General features: G+C 65.5%; 18 protein-coding genes and 3 pseudogenes. 12 read left to right on the forward strand and 9 right to left on the reverse strand.

Translation table 11 applies throughout. From position 1 onward, the window contains the following. Positions 1 to 17: 17 nt before the first annotated feature. The 4 genes from AB4Z47_RS23015 to AB4Z47_RS23030 form a co-directional block, all read right to left on the reverse strand. Complete coding sequence (locus AB4Z47_RS23015; protein WP_441953400.1) at positions 18 to 764, reverse strand: adenosylcobinamide-GDP ribazoletransferase; 747 nt, start codon at positions 762 to 764, stop codon at positions 18 to 20. A gap of 232 nt (positions 765 to 996) precedes the next feature. Further along, a complete protein-coding gene (cobT, locus tag AB4Z47_RS23020) occupies positions 997 to 2,076 on the reverse strand; it encodes a nicotinate-nucleotide--dimethylbenzimidazole phosphoribosyltransferase (protein WP_441953402.1) in 1,080 nt (359 codons plus the stop codon). Positions 2,077 to 2,191: 115 nt separating this feature from the next. Next, a complete protein-coding gene (cobU, locus tag AB4Z47_RS23025) occupies positions 2,192 to 2,758 on the reverse strand; it encodes a bifunctional adenosylcobinamide kinase/adenosylcobinamide-phosphate guanylyltransferase (RefSeq protein ID WP_441953404.1) in 567 nt (188 codons plus the stop codon). Positions 2,759 to 2,865: 107 nt separating this feature from the next. Beyond that, on the reverse strand, positions 2,866 to 3,846 hold the full coding sequence (locus AB4Z47_RS23030; protein WP_441953406.1) for a helix-turn-helix domain-containing protein: 981 nt from the start codon (positions 3,844 to 3,846) through the stop codon (positions 2,866 to 2,868). Between the two features lie 85 nt (positions 3,847 to 3,931). Between AB4Z47_RS23030 and AB4Z47_RS23035 the strand changes: the two genes are divergently transcribed. After that, entirely contained in the window at positions 3,932 to 4,090 is a 159-nt protein-coding gene (locus AB4Z47_RS23035) for a hypothetical protein (RefSeq protein WP_441953408.1), read from the forward strand. Positions 4,091 to 4,284: 194 nt separating this feature from the next. Here the strand turns inward: AB4Z47_RS23035 and AB4Z47_RS23040 are convergent, their stop codons facing one another. After that, entirely contained in the window at positions 4,285 to 4,956 is a 672-nt protein-coding gene (locus tag AB4Z47_RS23040; protein ID WP_441953410.1) for a DUF3043 domain-containing protein, read from the reverse strand. 196 nt (positions 4,957 to 5,152) lie between these two features. On the opposite strand from AB4Z47_RS23040, the gene AB4Z47_RS23045 reads away from it, so the two are divergent. Both AB4Z47_RS23045 and AB4Z47_RS23050 read left to right on the forward strand, forming a co-directional pair. Further along, positions 5,153 to 5,506, forward strand: a complete 354-nt coding sequence (locus AB4Z47_RS23045; protein WP_327114428.1) for a HesB/IscA family protein — start codon at positions 5,153 to 5,155, stop codon at positions 5,504 to 5,506. Positions 5,507 to 5,769: 263 nt separating this feature from the next. Further along, positions 5,770 to 6,738, forward strand: coding sequence for a carbohydrate kinase family protein (locus AB4Z47_RS23050; protein WP_441953412.1), 969 nt, complete (start codon positions 5,770 to 5,772; stop codon positions 6,736 to 6,738). 170 nt (positions 6,739 to 6,908) lie between these two features. Here AB4Z47_RS23050 and AB4Z47_RS23055 read toward each other — a convergent pair. Both AB4Z47_RS23055 and AB4Z47_RS23060 read right to left on the reverse strand, forming a co-directional pair. After that, positions 6,909 to 7,826, reverse strand: a pseudogene (locus AB4Z47_RS23055) (IS982 family transposase). Between the two features lie 140 nt (positions 7,827 to 7,966). Continuing rightward, positions 7,967 to 8,980 carry a FadR/GntR family transcriptional regulator gene (locus AB4Z47_RS23060; RefSeq protein WP_441953414.1) on the reverse strand — a complete coding sequence of 338 codons (1,014 nt, stop codon included), beginning with the start codon at positions 8,978 to 8,980 and terminating at the stop codon, positions 7,967 to 7,969. Between the two features lie 193 nt (positions 8,981 to 9,173). Here AB4Z47_RS23060 and AB4Z47_RS23065 point away from each other — a divergent pair, with 193 nt between their 5' ends. From AB4Z47_RS23065 to AB4Z47_RS23095, 7 genes and pseudogenes are all read left to right on the forward strand, one after another. Continuing rightward, positions 9,174 to 10,103, forward strand: a complete 930-nt coding sequence (locus tag AB4Z47_RS23065) for an NAD(P)-dependent oxidoreductase (protein ID WP_441953416.1) — start codon at positions 9,174 to 9,176, stop codon at positions 10,101 to 10,103. Between the two features lie 65 nt (positions 10,104 to 10,168). Continuing rightward, positions 10,169 to 11,308: pseudogene (locus AB4Z47_RS23070) on the forward strand (mandelate racemase/muconate lactonizing enzyme family protein). A gap of 47 nt (positions 11,309 to 11,355) precedes the next feature. Continuing rightward, positions 11,356 to 11,553 (forward strand): tautomerase family protein, encoded by a 198-nt coding sequence (locus tag AB4Z47_RS23075; protein ID WP_441953418.1) that lies wholly within the window; start codon positions 11,356 to 11,358, stop codon positions 11,551 to 11,553. A gap of 132 nt (positions 11,554 to 11,685) precedes the next feature. Continuing rightward, a pseudogene (locus AB4Z47_RS23080) lies at positions 11,686 to 11,995 on the forward strand (AAA family ATPase); the annotation flags it as partial. Positions 11,996 to 12,138: 143 nt separating this feature from the next. Continuing rightward, positions 12,139 to 12,867, forward strand: coding sequence for a glutamate ABC transporter substrate-binding protein (locus AB4Z47_RS23085; RefSeq protein WP_441953523.1), 729 nt, complete (start codon positions 12,139 to 12,141; stop codon positions 12,865 to 12,867). Positions 12,868 to 12,879: 12 nt separating this feature from the next. After that, positions 12,880 to 13,527: an amino acid ABC transporter permease gene (locus AB4Z47_RS23090; RefSeq protein WP_441953420.1), complete on the forward strand. Its 648-nt coding sequence runs from the start codon at positions 12,880 to 12,882 to the stop codon at positions 13,525 to 13,527. A gap of 65 nt (positions 13,528 to 13,592) precedes the next feature. After that, positions 13,593 to 14,342, forward strand: a complete 750-nt coding sequence (locus AB4Z47_RS23095; protein ID WP_441953422.1) for an amino acid ABC transporter permease — start codon at positions 13,593 to 13,595, stop codon at positions 14,340 to 14,342. Positions 14,343 to 15,043: 701 nt separating this feature from the next. Here AB4Z47_RS23095 and asnB read toward each other — a convergent pair. Continuing rightward, positions 15,044 to 16,987 carry an asparagine synthase (glutamine-hydrolyzing) gene (asnB, locus tag AB4Z47_RS23100; protein WP_441953424.1) on the reverse strand — a complete coding sequence of 648 codons (1,944 nt, stop codon included), beginning with the start codon at positions 16,985 to 16,987 and terminating at the stop codon, positions 15,044 to 15,046. A gap of 337 nt (positions 16,988 to 17,324) precedes the next feature. Between asnB and ctaC the strand changes: the two genes are divergently transcribed. Then, a complete protein-coding gene (ctaC, locus tag AB4Z47_RS23105) occupies positions 17,325 to 18,443 on the forward strand; it encodes an aa3-type cytochrome oxidase subunit II (RefSeq protein ID WP_441953426.1) in 1,119 nt (372 codons plus the stop codon). 14 nt (positions 18,444 to 18,457) lie between these two features. Further along, entirely contained in the window at positions 18,458 to 18,874 is a 417-nt protein-coding gene (locus AB4Z47_RS23110) for a cytochrome c oxidase subunit 4 (protein WP_441953428.1), read from the forward strand. Positions 18,875 to 19,705: 831 nt separating this feature from the next. Here the strand turns inward: AB4Z47_RS23110 and AB4Z47_RS23115 are convergent. Continuing rightward, positions 19,706 to 20,983, reverse strand: coding sequence for an FAD-binding oxidoreductase (locus tag AB4Z47_RS23115; protein WP_441953430.1), 1,278 nt, complete (start codon positions 20,981 to 20,983; stop codon positions 19,706 to 19,708). Positions 20,984 to 21,019: the final 36 nt, after the last annotated feature.

The following is a 21,019-nucleotide window of genomic DNA, read 5'->3' on the forward strand; positions in this document are numbered from 1 at the left end:
ATTTCCGGTGAGGCTGGCTAGACGGTGAGGGACAGCACTGCTGCCGCGACAGCCACCGATGTTTCGAGGGCGGCGCCGAGGAGGTCGCCGGAAAGTCCGCCCAAACGACGGACGCAGTGATGCACGAGGACCATCGAGGCGGCGAGGGCGAGAAGGACGGCAAGGGGGCCCTGCCAGGAGCGGCCGGGGACGGCCAGTACTGCGAGGGCGACGGCGGCGACGGACCAGAATGCGGCCGTGAGTGTCGATTGGGTGCCCGCGACGAGGACGCCGAAGCTGGTGCCGGGGGCGGCGGCGATGCCCCGGCAGGCGATGACTACGACCACACGGCCGGTTGTGACCGCGAGGGCTACCGCGAGCCACCGGTCCGAGTTGGCGAGAGCCGCGAACGAGAAGGCTTGTATCCCAATGGTGAACACGATCGCCGCGACACCGAACGGCCCTGAGCCGCCACTTTTCATGATCTGCCTGGCCCGCTCAGGCGGCCCGTAGCTGCCGAGCCCATCCAAGGTGTCGGCGAGACCGTCCAGATGCATTCCCCGGGTGACCAACGCCAGCGCGCCGACTACCAGCAGACCGGCCAGCGGAGCAGTCGCACCGTCCCAGGCCAGCAGCCACAACAAACCCGCGGCACCCGCCCCGAGCAGCGCGCCGACGACCGGCGTCGCACTGATCGCCCGCCCCACCATCGCCCGATCGACGTCATTCGGCGCGGGCACGGGCAGCACGGTCAGCCACGAGAACGCCAGGAGTACTCCGGTCATATCGAACAACCTCCTCTGAAGCCCGCGGCCTCGCGCCTGCCACGAAAGATCCGCTTCGGGATCGGCTGCCATCGTGCGTCGGGGAAACTGAGCGGGGACGCCGCATCGGTCTGGCTGAGTGTCCAGCTGACCGGACGCGACCGGGTGTCGGGGTGGTCAGGTGTTGTCGCCGAGGAGGTGTGGCAGGTGATGACGGTGTCCCGTGGTTGCGTCCCAGCGGGCCGAGAACAGTTCACTTGCGCAGGTCCAGTGTGGTGCGTACCGGTTCGGCGTCGGCAGTGCTGACTCCGGCGTCGGCGAAGGTGGACATCTCGGCGAGGATCGCGACTGCCGAACGCAGGACCGGGAGGGCGGTGAGGGCGCCTGAACCTTCGCCGAGGCGCAGGTTCAGGTCGAGTAGGGGGTCGAGGCGCAGATGTTTCAGTGCGAGGGTGTGGGCCGGTTCGGTCGAGCGGTGGCCCGCCAGCCACCAGGCGCTCGCGCCTGCTGCCAGGTCTTCGGCGACCATCGCCGCGGCCGTGACGACTACGCCGTCGAGGATGACCGGGGTGCGCCGGGTAGCGGCCTGGGCGAGGAAGGCGGCCATCGCGGCGAAGTCGGCGCCTGCGGCGATACGGAGGAGTTCGACCGGGTCCTTGACGGCCGGACGGGCGCGGCGCATCGCGTCCCGGATGGCGGCGACCTTGCGAGCCCAGCCCGCGTCGTCGATGCCGGTGCCGCGCCCGACGGCGGCGACGGGTTCGGTGTCGGTGAGGGTAGCGACGAGCACGGTGGCGGGAGTGGTGTTGCCGATGCCCATGTCGCCTGCGATCAGCAGGTCGGCACCCGCGTCGATCTCCTCGTCGGCGATGGCGCGGCCTGCGGCGAGCGCCGCCTGGATTTCCTCGGCGGTGAGCGCGTCCTCGCGGTCGATCGCTCCGCTGGAACGGCGTACCTTGTGCTTCGACACCTGCGGGTCGGTGTCGGCGTCGACGGAGATGTCCGCGACCCGGACCGTCGCTCCTGCCACCGCCGCGAGGATGTTCACCGCGGCGCCGCCACCGAGAAAGTTCGCGACCATCTGCGCGGTGACCTCGCTCGGATACGCCGAAACCCCGTGCCGTGCGACGCCGTGGTCACCGGCGAACACCACGACCCTGGCGCGCTCGAACTGCTTCGGCGGGCAGGCACCCTGGCACGCCGCCACCCAGTTGCCGAGTTCCTCCAACCGGCCGAGCGCCCCGCCGGGTTTGGTCAGCTGCGCCTGCCGCTGCTCGGCCACCACACGAAACTGTGTGTCCGGGGGCGCTACCGGTCCAAATCCGTGAGTCACTGTCGAGCCCTTCCGGTCATGGCGGTTCCCGCCGACTACGCCGCCCAATCTTGCCATTTCCGGGCTCCCGGTGGCCCTCCACCGGGGGGCTTCCGCACACCCCCGCGGGGCCGCGCTACTTCAAGCGCAGAGGTAGGCCCGCGACGACGAGGTACGCCTCGTCGCAGACCTGGGCCAAACGCTGGTTGAGAGAGCCGATTTCGTCGCGGAACAGACGGCCCGAGCGGGTCGCCGGGATAACGCCCATACCGACTTCCGGGGTCACGATCACGAGGCGGTAAGGGTAGGCGGCGACGGCCGCGACCAGGGCATCGGTGTCGGAGAAAATCGTGCCACGCGGTGCGTCCCACGCCGCGCGTGCGTCGATGCGGGCCGTGAGCCAGGTGCCGATGTCATCGATGAGCGTGCTGTCCGGGGGGTTCGATGGCAACGTCGGTGCGGTGAGAACCGTTGCGGGGTCGGCGCTTTCGATGGTCGACCAGCTTCCGGGTCGACGGCTGCGGTGTTTGGCGATCCGCTCGGCGAAATCGAGGTCCGCCGGCTCGGGTGCGGCGGTGGCGAGATAGCGGACCGGGCCGCGCCCCTGGGCTGCGAGCTCCTCCGCAAACGCCGACTTACCGGATCGCGCGCCGCCGAGAACGAGTATGCGATGCGCGGATGCGGACGAGGAACTGTGCGGCACCGGTGCACCGTATCAATCGGCGGGCGCCAGCCATCCGTCCGCGATGTGTCGACCGTGGCCCTCGCCGCGCGCCGCACACCACCCACGGCCATCACGCACCGCAACGACTACGCCGACGCCTCCTGCCCCGCGTCCGTATTCCCGCCGAAGCGGCGGCGATATTCGGTGGGAGCGATGCCGACGAGGCGTTGGAAGTGGTGGCGTAGCAGGGCACCGGAGCCGAAGCCGGAGCGGGCGGCGATGCGTTCCAGGCCGAGGTCGGTTTCCTCGAGGAGTTGCTTTGCCAGCAGCACGCGCTGGTTGGTGAGCCATTTCACCGGGGTGGTTCCGGTTTCGGCTGTGAAGCGACGGGCGAAGGTGCGGGTGGACATGGTGGAGCGGGTGGCAAGTTCCTCGATGGTGTGTGAGAGGTCGAGGTGTTCGTTCATCCACGCCAGGGTCGGGGTGAGGCTGTCGGAGGTGCAGGCGGCGACCGGGCGTTCGATGAACTGACGTTGCCCGCCGTCGCGCTGGGGTGGCACCACCATGCGCCGCGCGATCGCGTTGGCGACGCTGCTGCCGAGTTCGCGCCGCACCAGATGCAGGCAGGCGTCGATGCCCGCGGCGGTGCCCGCGCTGGTGATCAGGTTGCCTTCGTCGACGAACAGGACGTCGGGATCGACGGTGGCCTCGGGGTACTCGGCGGCGAGTTTCTCGACGTAACGCCAATGCGTGGTGCATTTTCGCCCGTTGAGCAGCCCGGCTGCGCCGGCCAGGAAGGCCCCGGAGCAGACGGTGAGCACGGTCGCACCGGCCGTTGCCGCGTCATGGACCGCCCCGACGACCCGTGGATCGAATTCCGTGCCTGTCGCAGCGGCCGGGATCGCGACCAGGTCGGCCGCCGCCAGCTCCGCGAGCCCGTATTCGGGTGTGACGGTGATTCCAGGACTGGTCGAGTGCAGCGGGGTGCCCGGCTCTGCCCCGCAGACCCGGAAGTCGAAGCCGGGCAGTCCGTCGGCGGTCCGGTCGAGACCGAAAACCTCACAGATGACCCCGAACTCGAACATGGCCATCCGCTCGGACAGCACCACGGCGACCTTCGACAGCATGCAGGCAGTCTACTGGCCGAATTTTTACGAACACTGTCAGCGCAGCCACTTTCGGCGGTAAATCACCGAGCGAAAAATTACCGCCATGCTTACTTTCCTTGTTTTCCTGGCGGTCATCGTGGCCTTCGCGGCGCTGGTGGGATACGGCACCGGCAGGGCAGGCTCATCCGATGTCGTCGACCGCGATGCCCAGCGCATGCGGGCCGAGCTGACGGCCATGCTCGGCCGAAACGCCCATCGATGACCGAGACCGAACGGCTACGGCCCCGCTCATAGCAACGCGTCCATCCGTGCCAGACGAGAGTGGGGGCAACATTCGCAGCCTGAAAGACCGAAGAAGGCTCACCAACTGGCCGCCACGCCTAGCGGGTCGGCCTTACCCACCAACCCGCTCTCACCCCATCAGGGCCGCGAACACAGCGCCGCAGGCGCTGCAGATCAAACACTGTCCCCGGGCCCGACCCGCGGCTTCGGAGCGCGCATTTTGCGGATCTGGGAGGCGCGAACGAAGGCGTACCAGCCGAGCCGGTATCCGGTGTCGGTGCTGTCCGGGAAACGCTCCCTGACCCGGCTGTTCACGATCCGGCCGAGCAGGACGCCCTCCACGATCATGAACGCCATCATCACCAGCATGGCCAGCGTCACGATGGTCTGCAGCGCAGGCGCGACGAACATCGACAGGATCAGCACCAACGCCATCGGCATGAACAGGCCGACCAGGTTGCGACGGGCGTCCACGATGTCGCGGACGAACGCTCGCACCGGCCCCTGGTCGCGCGGTAGCAGGTATTTGTCTTCGCCCGCGAGCATGCGAGCCCGCCGATCCTGGGCGGCCGCGCGCCGTTCGGCCGATGCCGCCTTGCGCTCCTGCCTGCTGCCGCGGGTGGCCTTGCGCCGGGCGCGGGCCTCCTTCGCGGTGAGTGGAGCGGGGGCTACGGGGCCGCGGCGCTTGCCTTGTGCGTCACGGCGTTTCGGGGTGGGACGGCCCTTGCCCGCGGTGGCTGTGGCCGACGTCCGAGTGGAACCCGCGGCCGAGCCGCCATCCGCGACCGCCGTCGATTCGGCGGTCGCGTCGGTGGTGCTGGACTCGCCGCGACGGAACAATTTCACAGCGACCAGGCTATTCGATCGACTATGCGGTGTGAAACGCGGTCCGATTCGCCGGGAGTGTGCGCAGTCACGGAGGTCGCCTGCCACAGCGGCCCGGGTGATGGCAAGATGGGGGAATAGCAGCCTGCCGAGTGGTGTTGACCAACACGACCCGTGCGCTGCCACGGGTTGACCAAGGGTTCCTCGAGGAGAGTTCATGACTGTGCAGAACGAGACCGCCACCACCCACGGTGTGACTCTGACCGACGCCGCCGCCGCGAAGGCGAAGGCGCTGCTGGATCAGGAGGGGCGCGACGACCTGGCGCTGCGGATCGCGGTGCAGCCGGGTGGTTGTGCCGGACTGCGCTACCAGCTGTTCTTCGACGACCGCTCGCTGGACGGTGACCTGATCGTCGATTTCGGTGGCGTGACGCTGGCCGTCGACCGTATGAGCGCTCCGTACGTGCAGGGCGCCTCGATCGACTTCGTCGACACGATCGAGAAGCAGGGTTTCACCATCGACAACCCGAACGCCACCGGCTCCTGCGCCTGCGGCGACTCCTTCAACTGATTTCCCCGCCCAGCCGCGATGAACAAGTCCGAACGGAATGACTTCCGAACGGAACGACTGATATCGCAAGGACATGGGTAACTCACCGGGTACGCCCAAAACTCGAGCGGCACCAGACGCAGGACCTGAAACCAAATCTTGCGTCACTCGACTAGTACGGCCTGAATACCCGGAGAGGCGGAACAGCGGATCAGTTACGGTGAGACCGGGACTCGCGTCCCGGTCCAGACCGCCTGCCGCCTACTTTTGAAGGGCTCAGCCACGTGTCCATCGCCGTTTCCGCGTCCATTGCGACCGACCATCTCATGCGTTTTCCCGGACGGTTCGCCGACGTACTGCTGGCAGATCAGCTCGACCACGTCTCGCTGAGCTTCCTTGTCGATGATCTGCAGATCCGCCGCGGAGGCGTCGGTGGAAACATCGTCTACGCCATGGGCTTGCTGAACCGCACGCCCCTGCTGGTCGGCGCCGTCGGCGCCGATTTCGCCGAATACCGCGACTGGCTGGAATCGCACGGCGTCGACTGCTCCGGCGTCCTGGTCTCCGAGCGGGCGCACACCGCCCGTTTCGTTTGCACCACCGACGACGACATGGCTCAGCTCGCGTCGTTCTACCCTGGTGCGATGAGTGAGGCGCGCGACGTTTCGATCGCTCAGCTCGCCGAGACGCGGAAGCTCGGCCTCGTCTTGATCGGCGCGAACGATCCGGAGGCGATGCTGCGGCACACCGCCGAGTGCCGCGAACTCGGCATCCCGTTCGCCGCCGACCCCTCCCAGCAGCTGGCCCGCCTCGACGGCGACCAGTCCGTGCAGCTGATCGACGGTGCCGCATATCTTTTCACGAACAAGTACGAGTGGGCGCTGCTGCTGCAGAAGACCGGCCTGAGCGAGGAAGAGGTCGCTGAAAAGGTCGGCATCCGCGTCACCACACTCGGCGCGGACGGCGTGCGGATCATCGACCGGGACGGCACGGAGGTGACCGTCGGCGTGGTTCCCGAGACCGAGAAGGTGGAGCCGACCGGCGTCGGTGACGCGTTCCGCGCGGGTTTTCTCACCGGCCACACAGCCGGCCTGAGCTTGGAGCGTTCCGCCCAGCTCGGCTCGCTGATCGCTGTGCTCGTGCTGGAGACAATGGGCACCCAGGAGTGGACGCTGAACAAGGAAACCGCGCTCGAGCGCCTGACCGCCGCCTACGGCCCCGAGGCTGCCGCGGACATCAAACCCCTGCTCTAACTGTTCCGCCTCTCCGGGTTTTCAGGCCGTACCAGTCAGGTGGCGCAGGATTTGCGTTCAGGTCCTACGTCTGGTGCCCCGTAAGTTCTGGGTGTACCCGGTGAGTTACCAATGTGCCCCCTAAACACGTATCCGCCGACAGTACCGTGTGTTCTGCGGCCATTTGCCATCTACTCGTAAAGAATCCGGCCGACGTGTTTCCAGACGATCGATTCCAACGGGTCGTAGGCGGTGAGTGATCGGTGTACGGGTGCGCCGGTGTGGTCGTTGTGCCAGATGGCGGCGCTGAGGGCGAGAATGCGTTGCAGGACGCGGACGATCAGCCCGGCCGGGGTCCTTCCGCCGTGGCGTTCGAGGTCGAGCTGGGCTTTGCAGGTCTGGTTGATCGATTCGATGGTTTGCCGCAGGGGTTTGAACAGTGTGCTGCCCGGGCGTTCGGCCTCGCCTTTGCGGGCTGGGCGCAGCAGCGCGATCCCGACCTCGGCGAGCTCGGTCTCGAATCCGGCGCCGAAGTAGTTCTTGTCGCAGATCAGGGTCTGGCCCGGCCGCTGGGCGACCAGGTCCGGGTCGGCGGTCAGGATACCGAGCAAGGTCTGTCGTTGATCGGCTTTCGCGCCGGTGAGCGCGACCCTGATCGGCAGGCCGCCCAGAGGGCGATCAGGTGCAGCCGCAGGCCCCAGAAATGGCGCGAATGCGAGGCGCAGTACCCGTACTCGGCCCATCCGGCCAGGTCCGAACACTACACGGTCGGTTTCGACCGGCCGCATTCCACCGGTGTGGAGTCAGCCACCCGCACGTCGTCGGTCCATAGGCTGGTGTCGGCGGCCAGCACCTGGATCGCGGCCTGTAGCAGCCCGGCAGCGTTGCGCAGCCGCTTGTTGTAGCCGGGCTGCTGCGGCAGATGCCGCAGATGCGGGCATACCGCGCAGCCAGCGGGCCTCGGAGGTGAACCCGAGCAGCCCCTGCATCACCGCCAAGGTCGCCAGTTCGGCGTCCGACAGCCGCAGGGTTTCGCGTTCCGCCGAGTCTGGCGCGTAGCCCTTGATCGGCTCGTTGTACGGCGTCGGAACCGACGTGATGGCATCCATTGGCCATCCGTCTCCTCGAGTCTCAGTGGCGGTGACCAATCCAGCCATTGGGTGATCCAATTTTGGAGAGAGTGTAGGCTCGGGGCAAACAAACCTGTGCTTCCACCGCAGTCTGCGGTGGCCCGACCCTGTCCGGCCGCTCAGGTGACCTGAAGGTCGTCCTCGGTACCGAGGACGAGATCGTCACTGGTGATGGTCCGGCGAGTACCGCGCAGGTGCGAGCGCATCAGCTGTCTGGCCAAATCTGGGTCCCGTGACCCGACGGCGTGCACGATGCTCTCATGTTCGGCCCGCATCCGTGCGAGTTCGTTTGCCTCACTGTACTTTTCGCGTTGATGAAGCTGGCCGCTCAACTCGATCTGCTGGCGCACCAGTCGCTCGAGCATGAAGTTGTGCGTGGCCGCCGCGAGCGCGACGTGGAAGTCCAGGTTGTCGTCCCAGGTCTGCAGCCGCGAGCCGAGCTTGATCAATTTGCGCAGTTCGGCCGCGGTTCGGCGCTGTGCGGCCAGCACGACCGTGTGCTGTTCCAGAATCGAACGCGTCTCGAGGATATCAGCGATCGACGCGACTTCCAGTGAGTCCGGGCCGATATGCGCCGACGCCGCGCCGCCGGGGACGGTGCGCAGGTACCTGCCCGATCCCTGTCTCGAGGTGATGAGGCCACGCTCTTCGAGGATGCTGAACGACTGCCGGATGACGTTGCGGCTCACCTTGAATCGCTCGGCGAGCTCGCGTTCGGTAGGCAGCGCATGGCCGGGTTCCAAGTCGAGGCCGCGCGTCAGGTCCAGGATATCGGCGACCACCCGGTCACGCAGCCTCGGGTTCTTCGCGCCGCCACCGTTGGCGTGGGGCGATGTGCTCATATGCGCATTATCTGCGTCGGTGGGACCAATTTTCAAACCAATGCGTCTTGGTGTTGGAACTTTGGGCGATTTGTTGCGATATTGGGTGACCCAATGTACGGTTGCCTGCATCACTCTGTGATGCGGGTCATACCCGCGGGGGGCGCGCGGCACAAGGGAGCGGCGATGGCACCACCACACGGCATGGCCGACTCGGCCTTGGAGACCGGCGCCTTCTATGCGTTCCCCCCGGGTGGACATGTCGATCAGCTCCGAGGAGTTGACCACCCGCATGGCGCGGGCCGGTGTCATCGTCCGTTCCGGTCGCGAGTCCGGACCCTCCGGTGAAGGGCATTTCCGAATCTCGTTCGCTACCGATCTGTCCAGCCTCGAGACGGGATTGGATCGGATGCGGACCGTATTGGTGAGTGTGCCGCGACGAGGGCAGCATTGTCGACCACACGGTTGGGTCACCCTATTATTCGAAGTGGATCATCCAATTTGGATGATCCGCACCGACAGAAATGAGCGATGGCAAATGCAAGTTGGTTTTATCGGGCTCGGAAGGATGGGCGCCCCGATGGCGCGCAACGTTGCCGCCCGCTTCTCCGTCACGGTGTTCGACACCCGGCGTGAGATCGTTGAGGAGCTGGTCGCCGTCGGGGCGAAGGCCGCCCAATCCGCGAAAGATGTCGCGAAAGACGCCGACTTCCTGGTCACCATGCTGCCAGGCCCCGACGAGATCGAATCGGTGATGCTCGGTGCGCATGGTGTGGCCGCAGCTTTGCGGCCGGGCGCGATTTGGATCGATATGAGCAGCAGCAGCCTGGACTGCATGCAGCGGGTCGAGCGTGCCCACGCGAATGCGGGATGGTCCGCACTGGATGCGCCGGTGACCGGGGGTGTGCCGGGCGCCACCGCCGGAACGCTGCAGGTGTTCGCCGGTGGCGAAAAGGAAGACCTCGAAGCCGCGCGGCCGCTGCTCGAAGCGATGGGCAATCCGGAGCGGATCCTGCACGTCGGCGAGCAGGGTGCGGGGTACGCGGTGAAGCTGTGTCTGAATCTGGGGTTTTTCCTGCACGCGGTCGCCGGAGCCGAGGTGCTCGCACTCGGTACGAAGGCCGGCGTGGATCTCGACATTCTTCATGACGCCCTCATCGGCAGCGGTGCCAGCAGCAAGGTCCTCGAGAATGACATGTACAACGTCTTCGAGGGCGACTACAAGCCGTGCTTCCGACTGGCGCTGGCCTTGAAGGACATTCGACTGGCGGTCGATCTCGGGCGCGAGGTCGGGGTACCACTGGAGGTGTCCACGTTGGTCGAGCAGATCCATCGTCGGGCTCTGCTCGAATACGGTGACGGCGGTCAGTTGCTCGCGATCAAGCAGCTCGAGGACGCGTCTGGTATCTCACTCAGGTCCACGAAGAAGAGCTGACTTGGCCGCAGATTGAGTCACCCAATATCGGATCTGGTGCGCACCATCTCGCCGGAGGAGCCAGGTTGAAGATCACGAATGTCGAAGCCATTCCGCTGCGGGCCGAACTGTCGGCGCCGTTTCGATTCGCCCACATCGTCCGAACCGTCTCGGCGACCGTAGTCGTCAAGATCACCACAGACGACGGCCTCGTGGGCTGGGGCGAGGCATGTCCTGTGCCGCAGCTGACCGCTGAGACCCAGGATTCGATCGTCCAGGTAGTCGACGAGCGCGTGGCTCCCGTGCTGATCGGCAGCAGCCCACTTCGGCGCGAGCCGTTGACGGCTACGATCATGCGGGTCAGTCATCGAATCGACTTCGCCATGGCGGCGGTCGATTCCGCCCTGCTGGATCTGGCGGGCAAGGCTGCCGAGGTTCCGGTCTCCGAGCTTCTCGGCGGTAGGTTCTCCGAAACGGTCGAGGTTCACCGCTCGGTCGGCTGGGATGAGGACCACGAGAAGGTTGCCGAGATGGCGGCGCGTGCGGCCAAGGAGTTCTGTTGGCTCGAGCTCCACGCCGGGCGGGGTTCGCTCGACGGCGACCTGCGCCGGATCGAGGCAGCCCGCGAACGCGTCGGCGCTGATCACCCGTTCCTGGTCGACATCAACGGACTGCGGAGCACGACCGATGTCGCTCGCGCGGGCGCTCGGCTCCGGGAATGCGGCGTCCGGCTGGTCGAATAACCAGTGGCACCGCACGACCATCGAGGAAACGCCATTGCCCGACGGGTGCTTGCCGATGAGCACGGCATCGATGTGGCAGCCGACGAATCGATCCGCTCGCCCAGCGATGTTCCCGTGGTCGCCGAGGCACAGGCCGCCTCGGTAAGCAATGGGGGGCTTTCCAAGCTCGGCGGTGTGTCCCGGGCGCTCGGGACCGCACGTGTCGCTCGTTCGCACGGTCTCGAGGTGATGGTCGGCGGCGTCGTCGAACTCGGGCTCTCGAACGCCGCGGGGCTGCACCTGGCAGGATGCTTGCCCGCCCATGCCGTACCCGCGTATCTCATGGGCCCGTTGAAGTACAAGCACCAGATCAACCTCACCGGTCATCGCGCCAGCCGACAGTGCGCTGCGTGTGCCCACCGGACCGGGGCTGGGGGTCGAGGTGGACGAAGAGGCGATCGCGTTTCTCGATGCCCGCCGCGCGTAACCGAAAGCCATAGGTAAAGCCCTGCAACGTAATCCACGAGTGCCCAGAAGTAAGGAGAATTTTCATGCCCATCATCGATATCTCGCTCAGCCCCGGCCGTACCGAAAACCAGCTGCGTGAATTGGTCCGAGAGGTGACCCTCGCCACGAACCGTGCGATCGGAACGCCCGTCGAGCGAATTCGTGTGCTACTGCGCGAGGTTCCGGATACCCATTGGGCCGCCGGCGGCGTGACGATCGCCGAAGAAAAAGCCGATCGATAGCCGCTGGCCGTGTCGGTCCGCCCCCGGGTAGGAAAGCAGGATCCTTCAGAATGAACAAATGCATTCACGCACAGTCGATTCCGGCACGACGAGGTGGACCTCTGGTCGTCGACAACGTCGACAAACACTTCGAGGCAACAGCGCGTCGCGATCGCGCGCTCACTTGCCCCCAAGCTGATGCTGATGGACGAGCCGACCAGTGCCCTCGATCCGGAGATGGTGACCGAGGTCCTCGACGTCATGGTCGAGCTCGCCAACGAGGGGATGACGATGATCGTCGTCACCCACGAGATGGGTTTTGCGCGACGGGCTGCCGACCGCGTGGTGTTCATGGCGGACGGGAAGATCGTGGAACAAGGCGCCCCTGCGGACTTTCCTCGACTCGTCTCGGTCCGAGCGAGCCAGAGATTTCCTGTCGAAGGTCCTGGCGCATCGAGCGTGAAGGCTGAGGACATGTCTCTGAAAAAGATTGCCGTTGCGGCAGTGGTGATTTCGGCGATCACCCTGCTGTGTTCCTGTACCAGGATCCCGCTCGGCTCGGATGTCGAGGTCGTGCAGTCGCCGCGGTTCGAGCCCGGCACCACGATGGCGCGACTGGCGAACGCGGGGCGGATCACGATCGGGACGAAGTTCGACCAACCGCTGTTGGGGCTGATCGGACCAACAAACATCCCGGTCGGGTTCGATGTGGAGATCGGCAGGATCATCGCCGGTCAGCTGGGCATCCCATCGAACAAGATCAAATGGACGGAGACGGTCACCGCGAATCGCGAGCCGTTCATCCAGGGCAATCAAGTCGATCTGGTGGTAGCCACCTATTCGATCAACGACAAACGCAAGCAGGTCGTTTCATTTGCCGGGCCTTATTACATCGCGGGGCAGTCGTTGCTGGTTCGCGCCAACAACAAATCGATCACCGGGCCGCAGGATATCGCTGGGAAGCCCGTGTGCTCCATCTCAGGATCGAATCCGGCCAAGAAGATCCAGGACCTGGGTGCGAAGGTGTTCCTCGCCGACAACATCAATACCTGCCTCGAACCACTGCGCGCGGGCCGGGTCGACGCGGTAAGCACGGACAACGTCATTCTCGGCGGAATAGTGGCGCAGAATCCCGGCGAGTTCAAAACGGTTGGTGAGCCTTTCAGCCGCGAGCCGTACGGGGTCGGACTTCCGCACGACGACATTCGATTCCGTCAGTGGATCAACGACGTGCTCGAGAAGGCCGCCGCCGACGGCTCCTACGAAAGAGCCTGGAAAACCACGGTGCGCGACGTCCTACCGTATACGCCGGCGCCGCCGGTCGACCGCTACTGAAAGGGACCGGCCGTGCACGCTGTTGTCGACAATCTTCCACGGTACATCGACGGCCTCGAAGTCACCCTCACCCTACTCGCCACCTCCACGATCGGGGCCCTCGTGCTCGGAACAGCGATCGCGGTGCTGCGTATCGTTCCCATCCCGTCACTGCGGGCCATCGCTACCATTTACACGGAGATTCTCCGCAACACGTCACTGACGCTCGTGCTCTTCTTCTGCGCGATCATCCTGCCCTACCTCGGATCGAATCTGCCGTACATCGTTCTCGCCATAATCGGATTGTCGTTCTACACATCGGCATTCGTCGCCGAGGCGATCCGGTCGGGAATCAATGGCGTGCCTGTCGGGCAGGCCGAGGCTGCTCGGAGCATCGGACTCGGATTCCGGCAGTCGGTGTCGCTCGTCATCCTGCCGCAAGCCTTTACGATGACGATTCCGCCGTTGATCAGTGTGCTCATCGCGCTCACGAAGAACACGGCCGTGGCGGGCGGATTCTTCGTCGTCGATCTCTTCACCATAGGCAAAGAGCTGACCAACGAGAACGGTGACTCGGTGCTCACCGTCCTGCTCGGTGTCGCGACATGCTACGTCCTCATTACCGCGCCGCTCGGCATCATGGCGGCGCGCCTGGAGAGAAAGTGGCGGTTGAGCCGGTGAGCAGGGTAAGTGTTCTCTTCGATGCACCCGGGCCCCGGGCACAGTCACTATCGAAACGAATCTCGGTGTCCGCCGCGATCATCGCGTTCGCTGGATCGGCCTTTGGACTTTTCGCCCTGTCACGTCCACACCGGATAGCGGGTAGCGACACCACCGTGCCGGGCCTGTTGGACTCCAGCCGCTGGGATATTTTCCTCGATCCTGTGGTATGGAATTTCATCGGGCAAGGCGTTGTCGCGACATTGAAAGCCGCAGCCGTAGCCGCCGTGCTCGCGCTGATTCTTGGGGTATTGTTCGCTCTCGGTCGCAGTTCGAGGAATCGGGTGTTGTCGACCGGTGCCACCGCAGTCATCGAATTCTTCCGCAGCATGCCACTGCTGTTGGTCATGCTCTTCACGCTGCTCGTCGCAGAAAGCGGGCCATTCTGGGCAGTTGTGGCGGGTCTGGCGCTGTGCAACGGTGCGGTGATCGGTGAAGCGCTTCGAGCGGGGTTGTCAGCTCTGCCGAAAGGGCAACGGGAGGCGGCCCTGAGCATCGGCATGCGCGAATGGCAATCGCGGATGGTCGTGGAATTTCCGCAGGCATTCCGGCAGATGCTTCCGGTCATAATCGCGCAACTCGTGGTACTACTGAAGGACACGTCCCTGGGATACATCGTCGGTTACAACGAGGTCATTCGCCATACGATGAACAACCTCGCTGGGTTATACGGAAGCCGATACCTGGTACCGCTGTTCGTACTTACCGTGCTGATCTATCTCGCGATGAATCTCACACTGTCGTGGATCGCGCGTCGGCTCTCCCATCGGAGGTAGGACAGCGCCCCGGCTATCTCACCCGATACCGAAATTTTTGAAGTTGCCGAACGGGCCGCCATGTGGCTGACGGCCCGATAAGTGTTGACCCACCCCGCATTCGGGCTGAACAGCCGGACCACCGCCCAAAGCCGGTGGGCGCCTTCCTTTTCGGCGTTGTGGAGGGTGGGGAATCCCAGCGTGGTCCGGATTTCGTTCTTGTTCGCCATACCGCCGTGCGGCGGTATGGCCTGAGGGGGCTCGTTGGCTTCGATGGGCGCATGAGCCCAACGTCAGATGGACGTCGCCTTCGGGCATGTGTAGAGGCGTCGTATCGACCGTCGAGCCTGGCATCGGACATCGACCACCGATCAGCCGAGTTTAGTTACATCACCTACAGGCTCACCGACACCGGAATCACCATCCCCGACAAACCACTCGCCGAACCCGAACAACTTGCCTTCAAGATCATCATTGTGGAACCGACGTCATGAGCCACCACACTAGACACACGTCGGCCGGATTCTTCACGAGTAGTTGGCAAATCGCCGCAGATCACACGGTACTGTCGGCCCCATGACCGGCGGATATACTTTTAGGGGCACATCGGTAACTCGCCGGGCACGCCCAGAACTCGAGCGGCACCCAACGCAGGACCTGCACGTGAATCCCGTGCCACCTGACCAGTACGGCCTGAAAACCCGGAGAGGCGGAACAGCCAGCTACAGCGAAACCGGGTATGTCGGCTCCTGGATCTCCGGCTTGATCCGGTCCTCGACGAAGATGCCGTGCCACACCATGAACACCAGCAGCGTCCACAGCCTGCGGCTGTGATCGGAGGTCCCGGCCCGGTGCGCGACGAGCATGTCGCTGATCGCGCCCTTGTTCAACAGGTGGTCGGTCTGCGACTCGGCGACCTGCTGCTGGGCCCAGTCGTAGAGCTCGGTGCCGCGCAGCCAGTGCCGCAGCGGAACCGGGAAGCCGAGCTTTGCGCGATGCAGCACGTGCGGGGGCACGATGCCTTCCAGTGCCCGGCGCAGCGCGTACTTGGTGGTTTCCCTGGTGATCTTCTGGTCGAACGGCAACCCCTCGGCGACCTTCAGCACCTCGGCGTCCAGGAACGGCACGCGCAGCTCGAGTGAGTTGGCCATGGTCATCTTGTCTGCCTTGACCAGGATGTCGCCGCGCAGCCAGGTGAACAGGTCCAGGTGTTGCATGCGAGTCACCGGATCCCAGCCGCGCGACTGGGCGTACAGCTGAGCGGTGACGTCCTGGTGGGTCCACTCGGGCCGGAATTCGCGCAGCACCGCACGCAACTGGGCGTCGTTGAAGCTGCGCGCGTTGCCGTAGTAGCGCTCTTCCAGGGTGAGCGAGCCGCGGTGCAGCAGGCTCTTGCCTCTGGTGCCCTCGGGAATGCGGTCCGACAGTTTGCCTGCCAGCCTGCGCAGCCCGCCGGGCAGCTTCTCGAAGGGCTTCAGCGACAATGGTTCCCGATAGATGGTGTATCCGCCGAACAGCTCGTCCGCGCCTTCGCCGGAGAGCACCACCTTGACGTGTTTGCGGGCCTCCTTGGCCACGAAGTAGAGCGGTACCAGCGCTGGGTCGGCCACCGGATCGTCGAGGTACCAGACGATTTCGGGAATCGCCGCCGCGAACTCGGCGGGGGAGACCACCTTGACGACGTGGCGCGCGCCGATCGCCTCCGCGCTCTCGGCTGCCACGTCGACCTCGGAGTAGCCCTCGCGCTCGAATCCGGTGGTGAAGGTGATCAGCTTCGGGTTATGTCGCATGGCCAGCGCGGCGACCGCGGTGGAGTCGATGCCGCCGGACAGGAACGAGCCGACCGTGACGTCCGCGCGCATGTGCTTGGCCACGGAATCCTCGAGCGCCTCGGCGATCTCGCGGTAGCGCACCGTGGCCGAGCCGGGAGCGAACGGGCGCACCCGGAACTGGGGGCTGAAGTACCGGGTGATCGTCGGCGCCTGTCCCGGCCGCACGGTGGCGTAGCTGCCCGATTCGAGTCTGCGCACGTCCTTGTGCAGCGTCTCGGGCTCCGGCACGTATTGCAACACCGTGTAGTGCTCCAGCGCCCTCGGGTCGAGCGCGTCGCTCAGCTGCAGTGCGGGCAGCAGTTGCAGCAGGCTCTTCTTCTCGCTGCCGAACGCGGTGCCGCCCGGCCCGCTGGCCAGGAACAGCGGTTTGATGCCGAACAGGTCGCGGGCGAGGAACAACTCCTCGGTCTCGGTGTCCCAGATCGCGAACGCGAACATGCCGCGCAGCCGCCGCACGGACTCGGGACCCCAGTAGTGAAACGCCGCGACAATCGCCTCGCTGTCGCCCTCGGTCTGGAAGATCTTGCCGCCCGGAAACTCGTCGGCATGCGCGGCGGCGATCTCCGTGCGCAGCTCCAGGTAGTTGTAGATCTCGCCGTTGAAGGTCAGCGCGTAGCGCTCGGGGTTCTCCGCCGGGCCCCAGCGCAGCGGCTGATGCGAGTGCTCGATGTCGATGATCGACAGGCGGTTGAAGCCGACGATCAGGTGATCGTCGTGCCAGGTGCCGCGCTCGTCCGGGCCCCGGTGGCGCACGCAGTGCAAGGCTTCGTAGACCTGCTCCACCGTGCCAGGTGCTGCCTCATCAGATGTCAGGAATCCGAGCAGTCCACACACGGCGCCGGCAACCTCGTTTCTCGCAGTCGGTGTACGCGCTCACGGAGCGGAGCGCGGGGGACGAAATCTCGTGTCCGAGTATGCCGCACACACCGGATCCGCGCGTCGCGCACACGGCGTCCTGGGCGGATGCGCCGCCGACGGATATCCCGGCGCGATCGCGGGGTGTCGAATCCGACCCGACGACGAAGGACCCGTTCGTTTGGTCTACGCTGCGTAGTACTCAGGTCTCTCTCAGGCGACCCGTGCGCGGACGTGCCGGCCCCGAGGGCGTCCTGAAGCGTGCTTAGGAGTGCATCGTCAGGGCCGATCGCAGCCCCGACGATGCACTGTCGAAATGTGTGGCGACCAGGAAGGCGTGAGCGTGGCGCACAAGGCGAGCGAAGAGATCGGGGCACGACCCGCCCGGGGTCGGCAGGGCCGCATCCTTCGGCGGGCCGGGCTGGCGGTGTCCTTGGGGATCACCGCGCTGCTCGTCTCGGGCTGCTCGATCGACAATGTTTGGCTACGGTTCGGCTGGCCCTCGGGTGTCACGCCGCAGGCCGCCCGGATGCGGGAGCTGTGGACCTGGTCGGTCATCGCGGCGCTGGTGATGGGTGTGCTGGTCTGGGGCCTGACCTTCTGGACCGTCACCTTCCACCGCAAGAAGGCGGACTCGCCGGAATTCCCGCGGCAGACCGGCTACAACGTGCCGCTGGAGCTGACCTATACGGCGATCCCGTTCGTCATCATCGCGGTCCTGTTCTACTTCACCGTGGTCGTGCAGAACTACGTGCACGAGAAGGTGGACAACCCCGACGTCACCGTCGACGTGACCGCCTTCCAGTGGAACTGGAAGTTCGGCTACCGGGAGGTCGACTTCAAGGACGGCTACAAGTTCGACGGCATCGACACCACGCGCGAGACATCGAACCAGGAGCAGCTCGAGGAGTACAAGGAGCGGACCAAGGATGGTCACCCGCAGCCGGGCCCGGTGCACGGCAAGCCGGAGAACGACATCCTGTCCTACCTGCACTACGACAAGGTCGAGACGATCGGCTCCAGCTCCGAGATTCCAGTCCTGGTGCTGCCGACCAACAAGGTCATCGAGTTCCAGCTCGCCGCGGCGGACGTGGTCCACGCCTTCTGGGTGCCGGAGTTCCTGTTCAAGCGCGACGTGATGCCGAACCCGAAGGAAAACCACTCCGACAACGTCTTCCAGATCACCAAGATCGAGAAGGAGGGCGCGTTCGTCGGCCGCTGTGCCGAGATGTGCGGCACCTTCCACTCGATGATGAACTTCGAGGTTCGCGCGGTCTCGCCGGAGAAGTTCACCAAGTATGTGGACGCGCGCAAGGCGGGTAAGACCAACGCCGAGGCGCTCGAGTCCATCGGTGAGTCTCCCGTCGCCACCACTACCACGCCGTTCAACACCAAGCGGGACATCAAGAGCGCGGCCGCGGCCGAGAGCAAGTGAGGAACTGATCTGACATGAAGATCGAAGCGCGGATTTTCGAACTGCTCACGGTGTTCTTCATCATCGTGGCGGTGGTCTACGGGTTCTTCACCGGCCAGTCGCGCACCGGCGTCGAGTGGGCGGGCACCACCGCCACCGTGCTGACCGCGGGTCTGTCGCTGATCATCGGCACGTACTTCCGCTTCGTCGCACGGCGTCTCGACCTCCGCCCGGAGGACTACGAGGACGCCGAGATCGTGGACGGCGCCGGCGACCTCGGCTTCTTCTCGCCCGGCAGCTTCTGGCCCATCACGCTGGCCGGCGCTGGCGCGGTGACCGCCCTCGGCCTGGCGTTCTTCCAGTTCTGGTTGATCGGCATCGGCGTTGTCTGCATCCTGTCCGCTGCCGCGGGCCTGGTCTTCGAGTACTATCTCGGCCCGGAACGACACTGAGCTGTTCCGCTCCTCCGGGTCTTCAGGCCGTACCAGTTGGGCGATGCGGGAGTTGCGTTCAGGTCCCGCGTCAGGTGGTTTAGTTCTGGGCGTACCCGGTGAGTGACCCATGTTCTTGCGAAACCAGTCGTCATGTTCGTGAAGAGGGCCCCGAGTCGAACGACTCGGGGCCCGTCCGGTTTCCGGAATGTTGCCGGTATCGCATCGCCCTGTAAGGGTGTCGAGTCTTTCGGGCACATGTTCGTGGGCGCGGCTGGTGTCTGAGCTGTCGATGCGTCGGTGACGAGGTCGTTGGTGATGGTAGCCCGCTACTGGTCGGTGGTGAACGCCGACGGTGAGCTACCTCTCTAACGGGACCGGTCGGCGTCACTCCTTTTTTCGAGCGAACGGCCCAGGGCGGCTTCGCCGTCCTCCGTGGAAATTGAAAATTGCGCCTTGATCGCGGTCACCCGCCCCGGTCACCGCAATTTCCGCGAGAAGTGAGATCGGGCGTGTTGCCCGTTCACGGCATGGCTGACATCCGAGTGTTCGCTGTGTCCGCGACGAAGTTGTTGGTTCCGGTTCCGGTTGCCGGCTGCTGGCCGTTGGTGGACGGCGTGTGCCGTGGTTGGCGATGTCAACGCAACTATGTTGGCGTCACTGCGGTTTTCGAGCGCAGCGAGACCTAGCATTGCCCGTTCGCGGCCCGGCTCGCGTCTGAGCGGCCGTCGCGTCCGCGACGAAGTCGCCAGCGGCGGTCGCTCGGACGCGAGCCGGGCCGCGAACACCCAGCGCCGCAGGCGCTGGCAAAGAACACAGCCCGCGAACACGCGGCGCCGAAGGCGCCGCAAATTAATCAGCTTCGTAACGCAGCGCGTTCTCCGAGCGGCAGATCTCGTCGATGCCGGAAACGATGTCGCGCAGCAGTTCCGAGGGCACCGCGGCAGGCCGCAAACGGCAGGTGAAGGTGATCAGTCCGTGGTCCTCGCAGGAGAGGCCGCGCGCGGCCGATTCCGAGCGCAGGTAGCGGGAACGCACGCCGTAGGTCATCGCCGAGATCACGGTGAAGCAGCCGGTGCGCTCACGGTGTCCAGCGAACAGATCGTGCAGGCGGTAGAACACCGACGCATAGCTCGACAGCGGGGCGAAAACGCCCACCCGATAGGCCGGTCCACGCTCGGACGAGCTGAGCGCCGTGTCGGCCAGATATTCGGCATCGCGCAGGGTCTGTACCTTCGGTGCGAACAGCACGGCGCCCGCGGCGGCGTTGCGGACCGGCATGCCCGCCTTGCCGCCCGCGGCGGAGGCGATGACGCCCAGCGATTTCCGGGCCCGGGACCCGACCTCACGCCGGGCCCGCAGCGATCTGGTGGGCGCGGTGGGGTGCAGGCTCGACCATTGGCCGAAGCGTACGGTGCCCAGCTGCACGTGGCCGGTGCCGACCGGGCGCGCCACCTTCAGCGGGGCGGTATCGACCCAGCGGCCGACTTGCAGCGCGGATGTGCCCGGCTGTGCGATTTCGGCGTAGGCGTGCTCGACGAACGAGTCGAAGTCGAGGAATCGGTCGGCGTTGGTGGTCAGCCAGGTGTGGTCCTTGTCGATGTCGATCGCGTCCAGGGTGAGCGCGGTGATGATGCCCGCGCGCCCGCCCGCGCCGAGGATGCGCTGGAACCGCTCGGTGTGGTGAGTGCGGCCGCACGTGCCGATGCGGCCGTCGTTGTCCACGTACTCCAGATCGACGATCTGGTCGATGAACAGGCCGTATTTGTGCGAGGCCGCGCTGACGCCGCCGACCGAGGCGAAACCGCCCGCGGTGATGTCGCGGTGGTCGCCGACGATGGGCAGGCCGAGCCCGTGTGCGCCGAGCCTCCGGTCGATGTCCGACAGCTTGGCGCCCGCCTGCACCCGGACGGTGCGCCGACCGAGGTTGATGTCCAGCACCTGGTCCATTCGGCGCAGCGAGACCACGGTCGGTTGGGCGGGCAGCGTGAGGCCCTCGTCGATCAGCTCGCCGCCGCGCACCATCAATTGTTCCGTTCGCCCGCGTGAATCCCGAACCGTGCGAACGACATCGGCGGTATCACGGGGGAGGAATTCCTCGGCGTTGGAGACAATCTGCGGCGTGCTCATGGCACGAAAGCTAACCACAGCTCGGCCGGCGACGCT

The sequence above is a fragment of the Nocardia sp. 2TAF39 genome (assembly GCF_052114905.1).
Lineage (GTDB): Bacteria > Actinomycetota > Actinomycetes > Mycobacteriales > Mycobacteriaceae > Nocardia.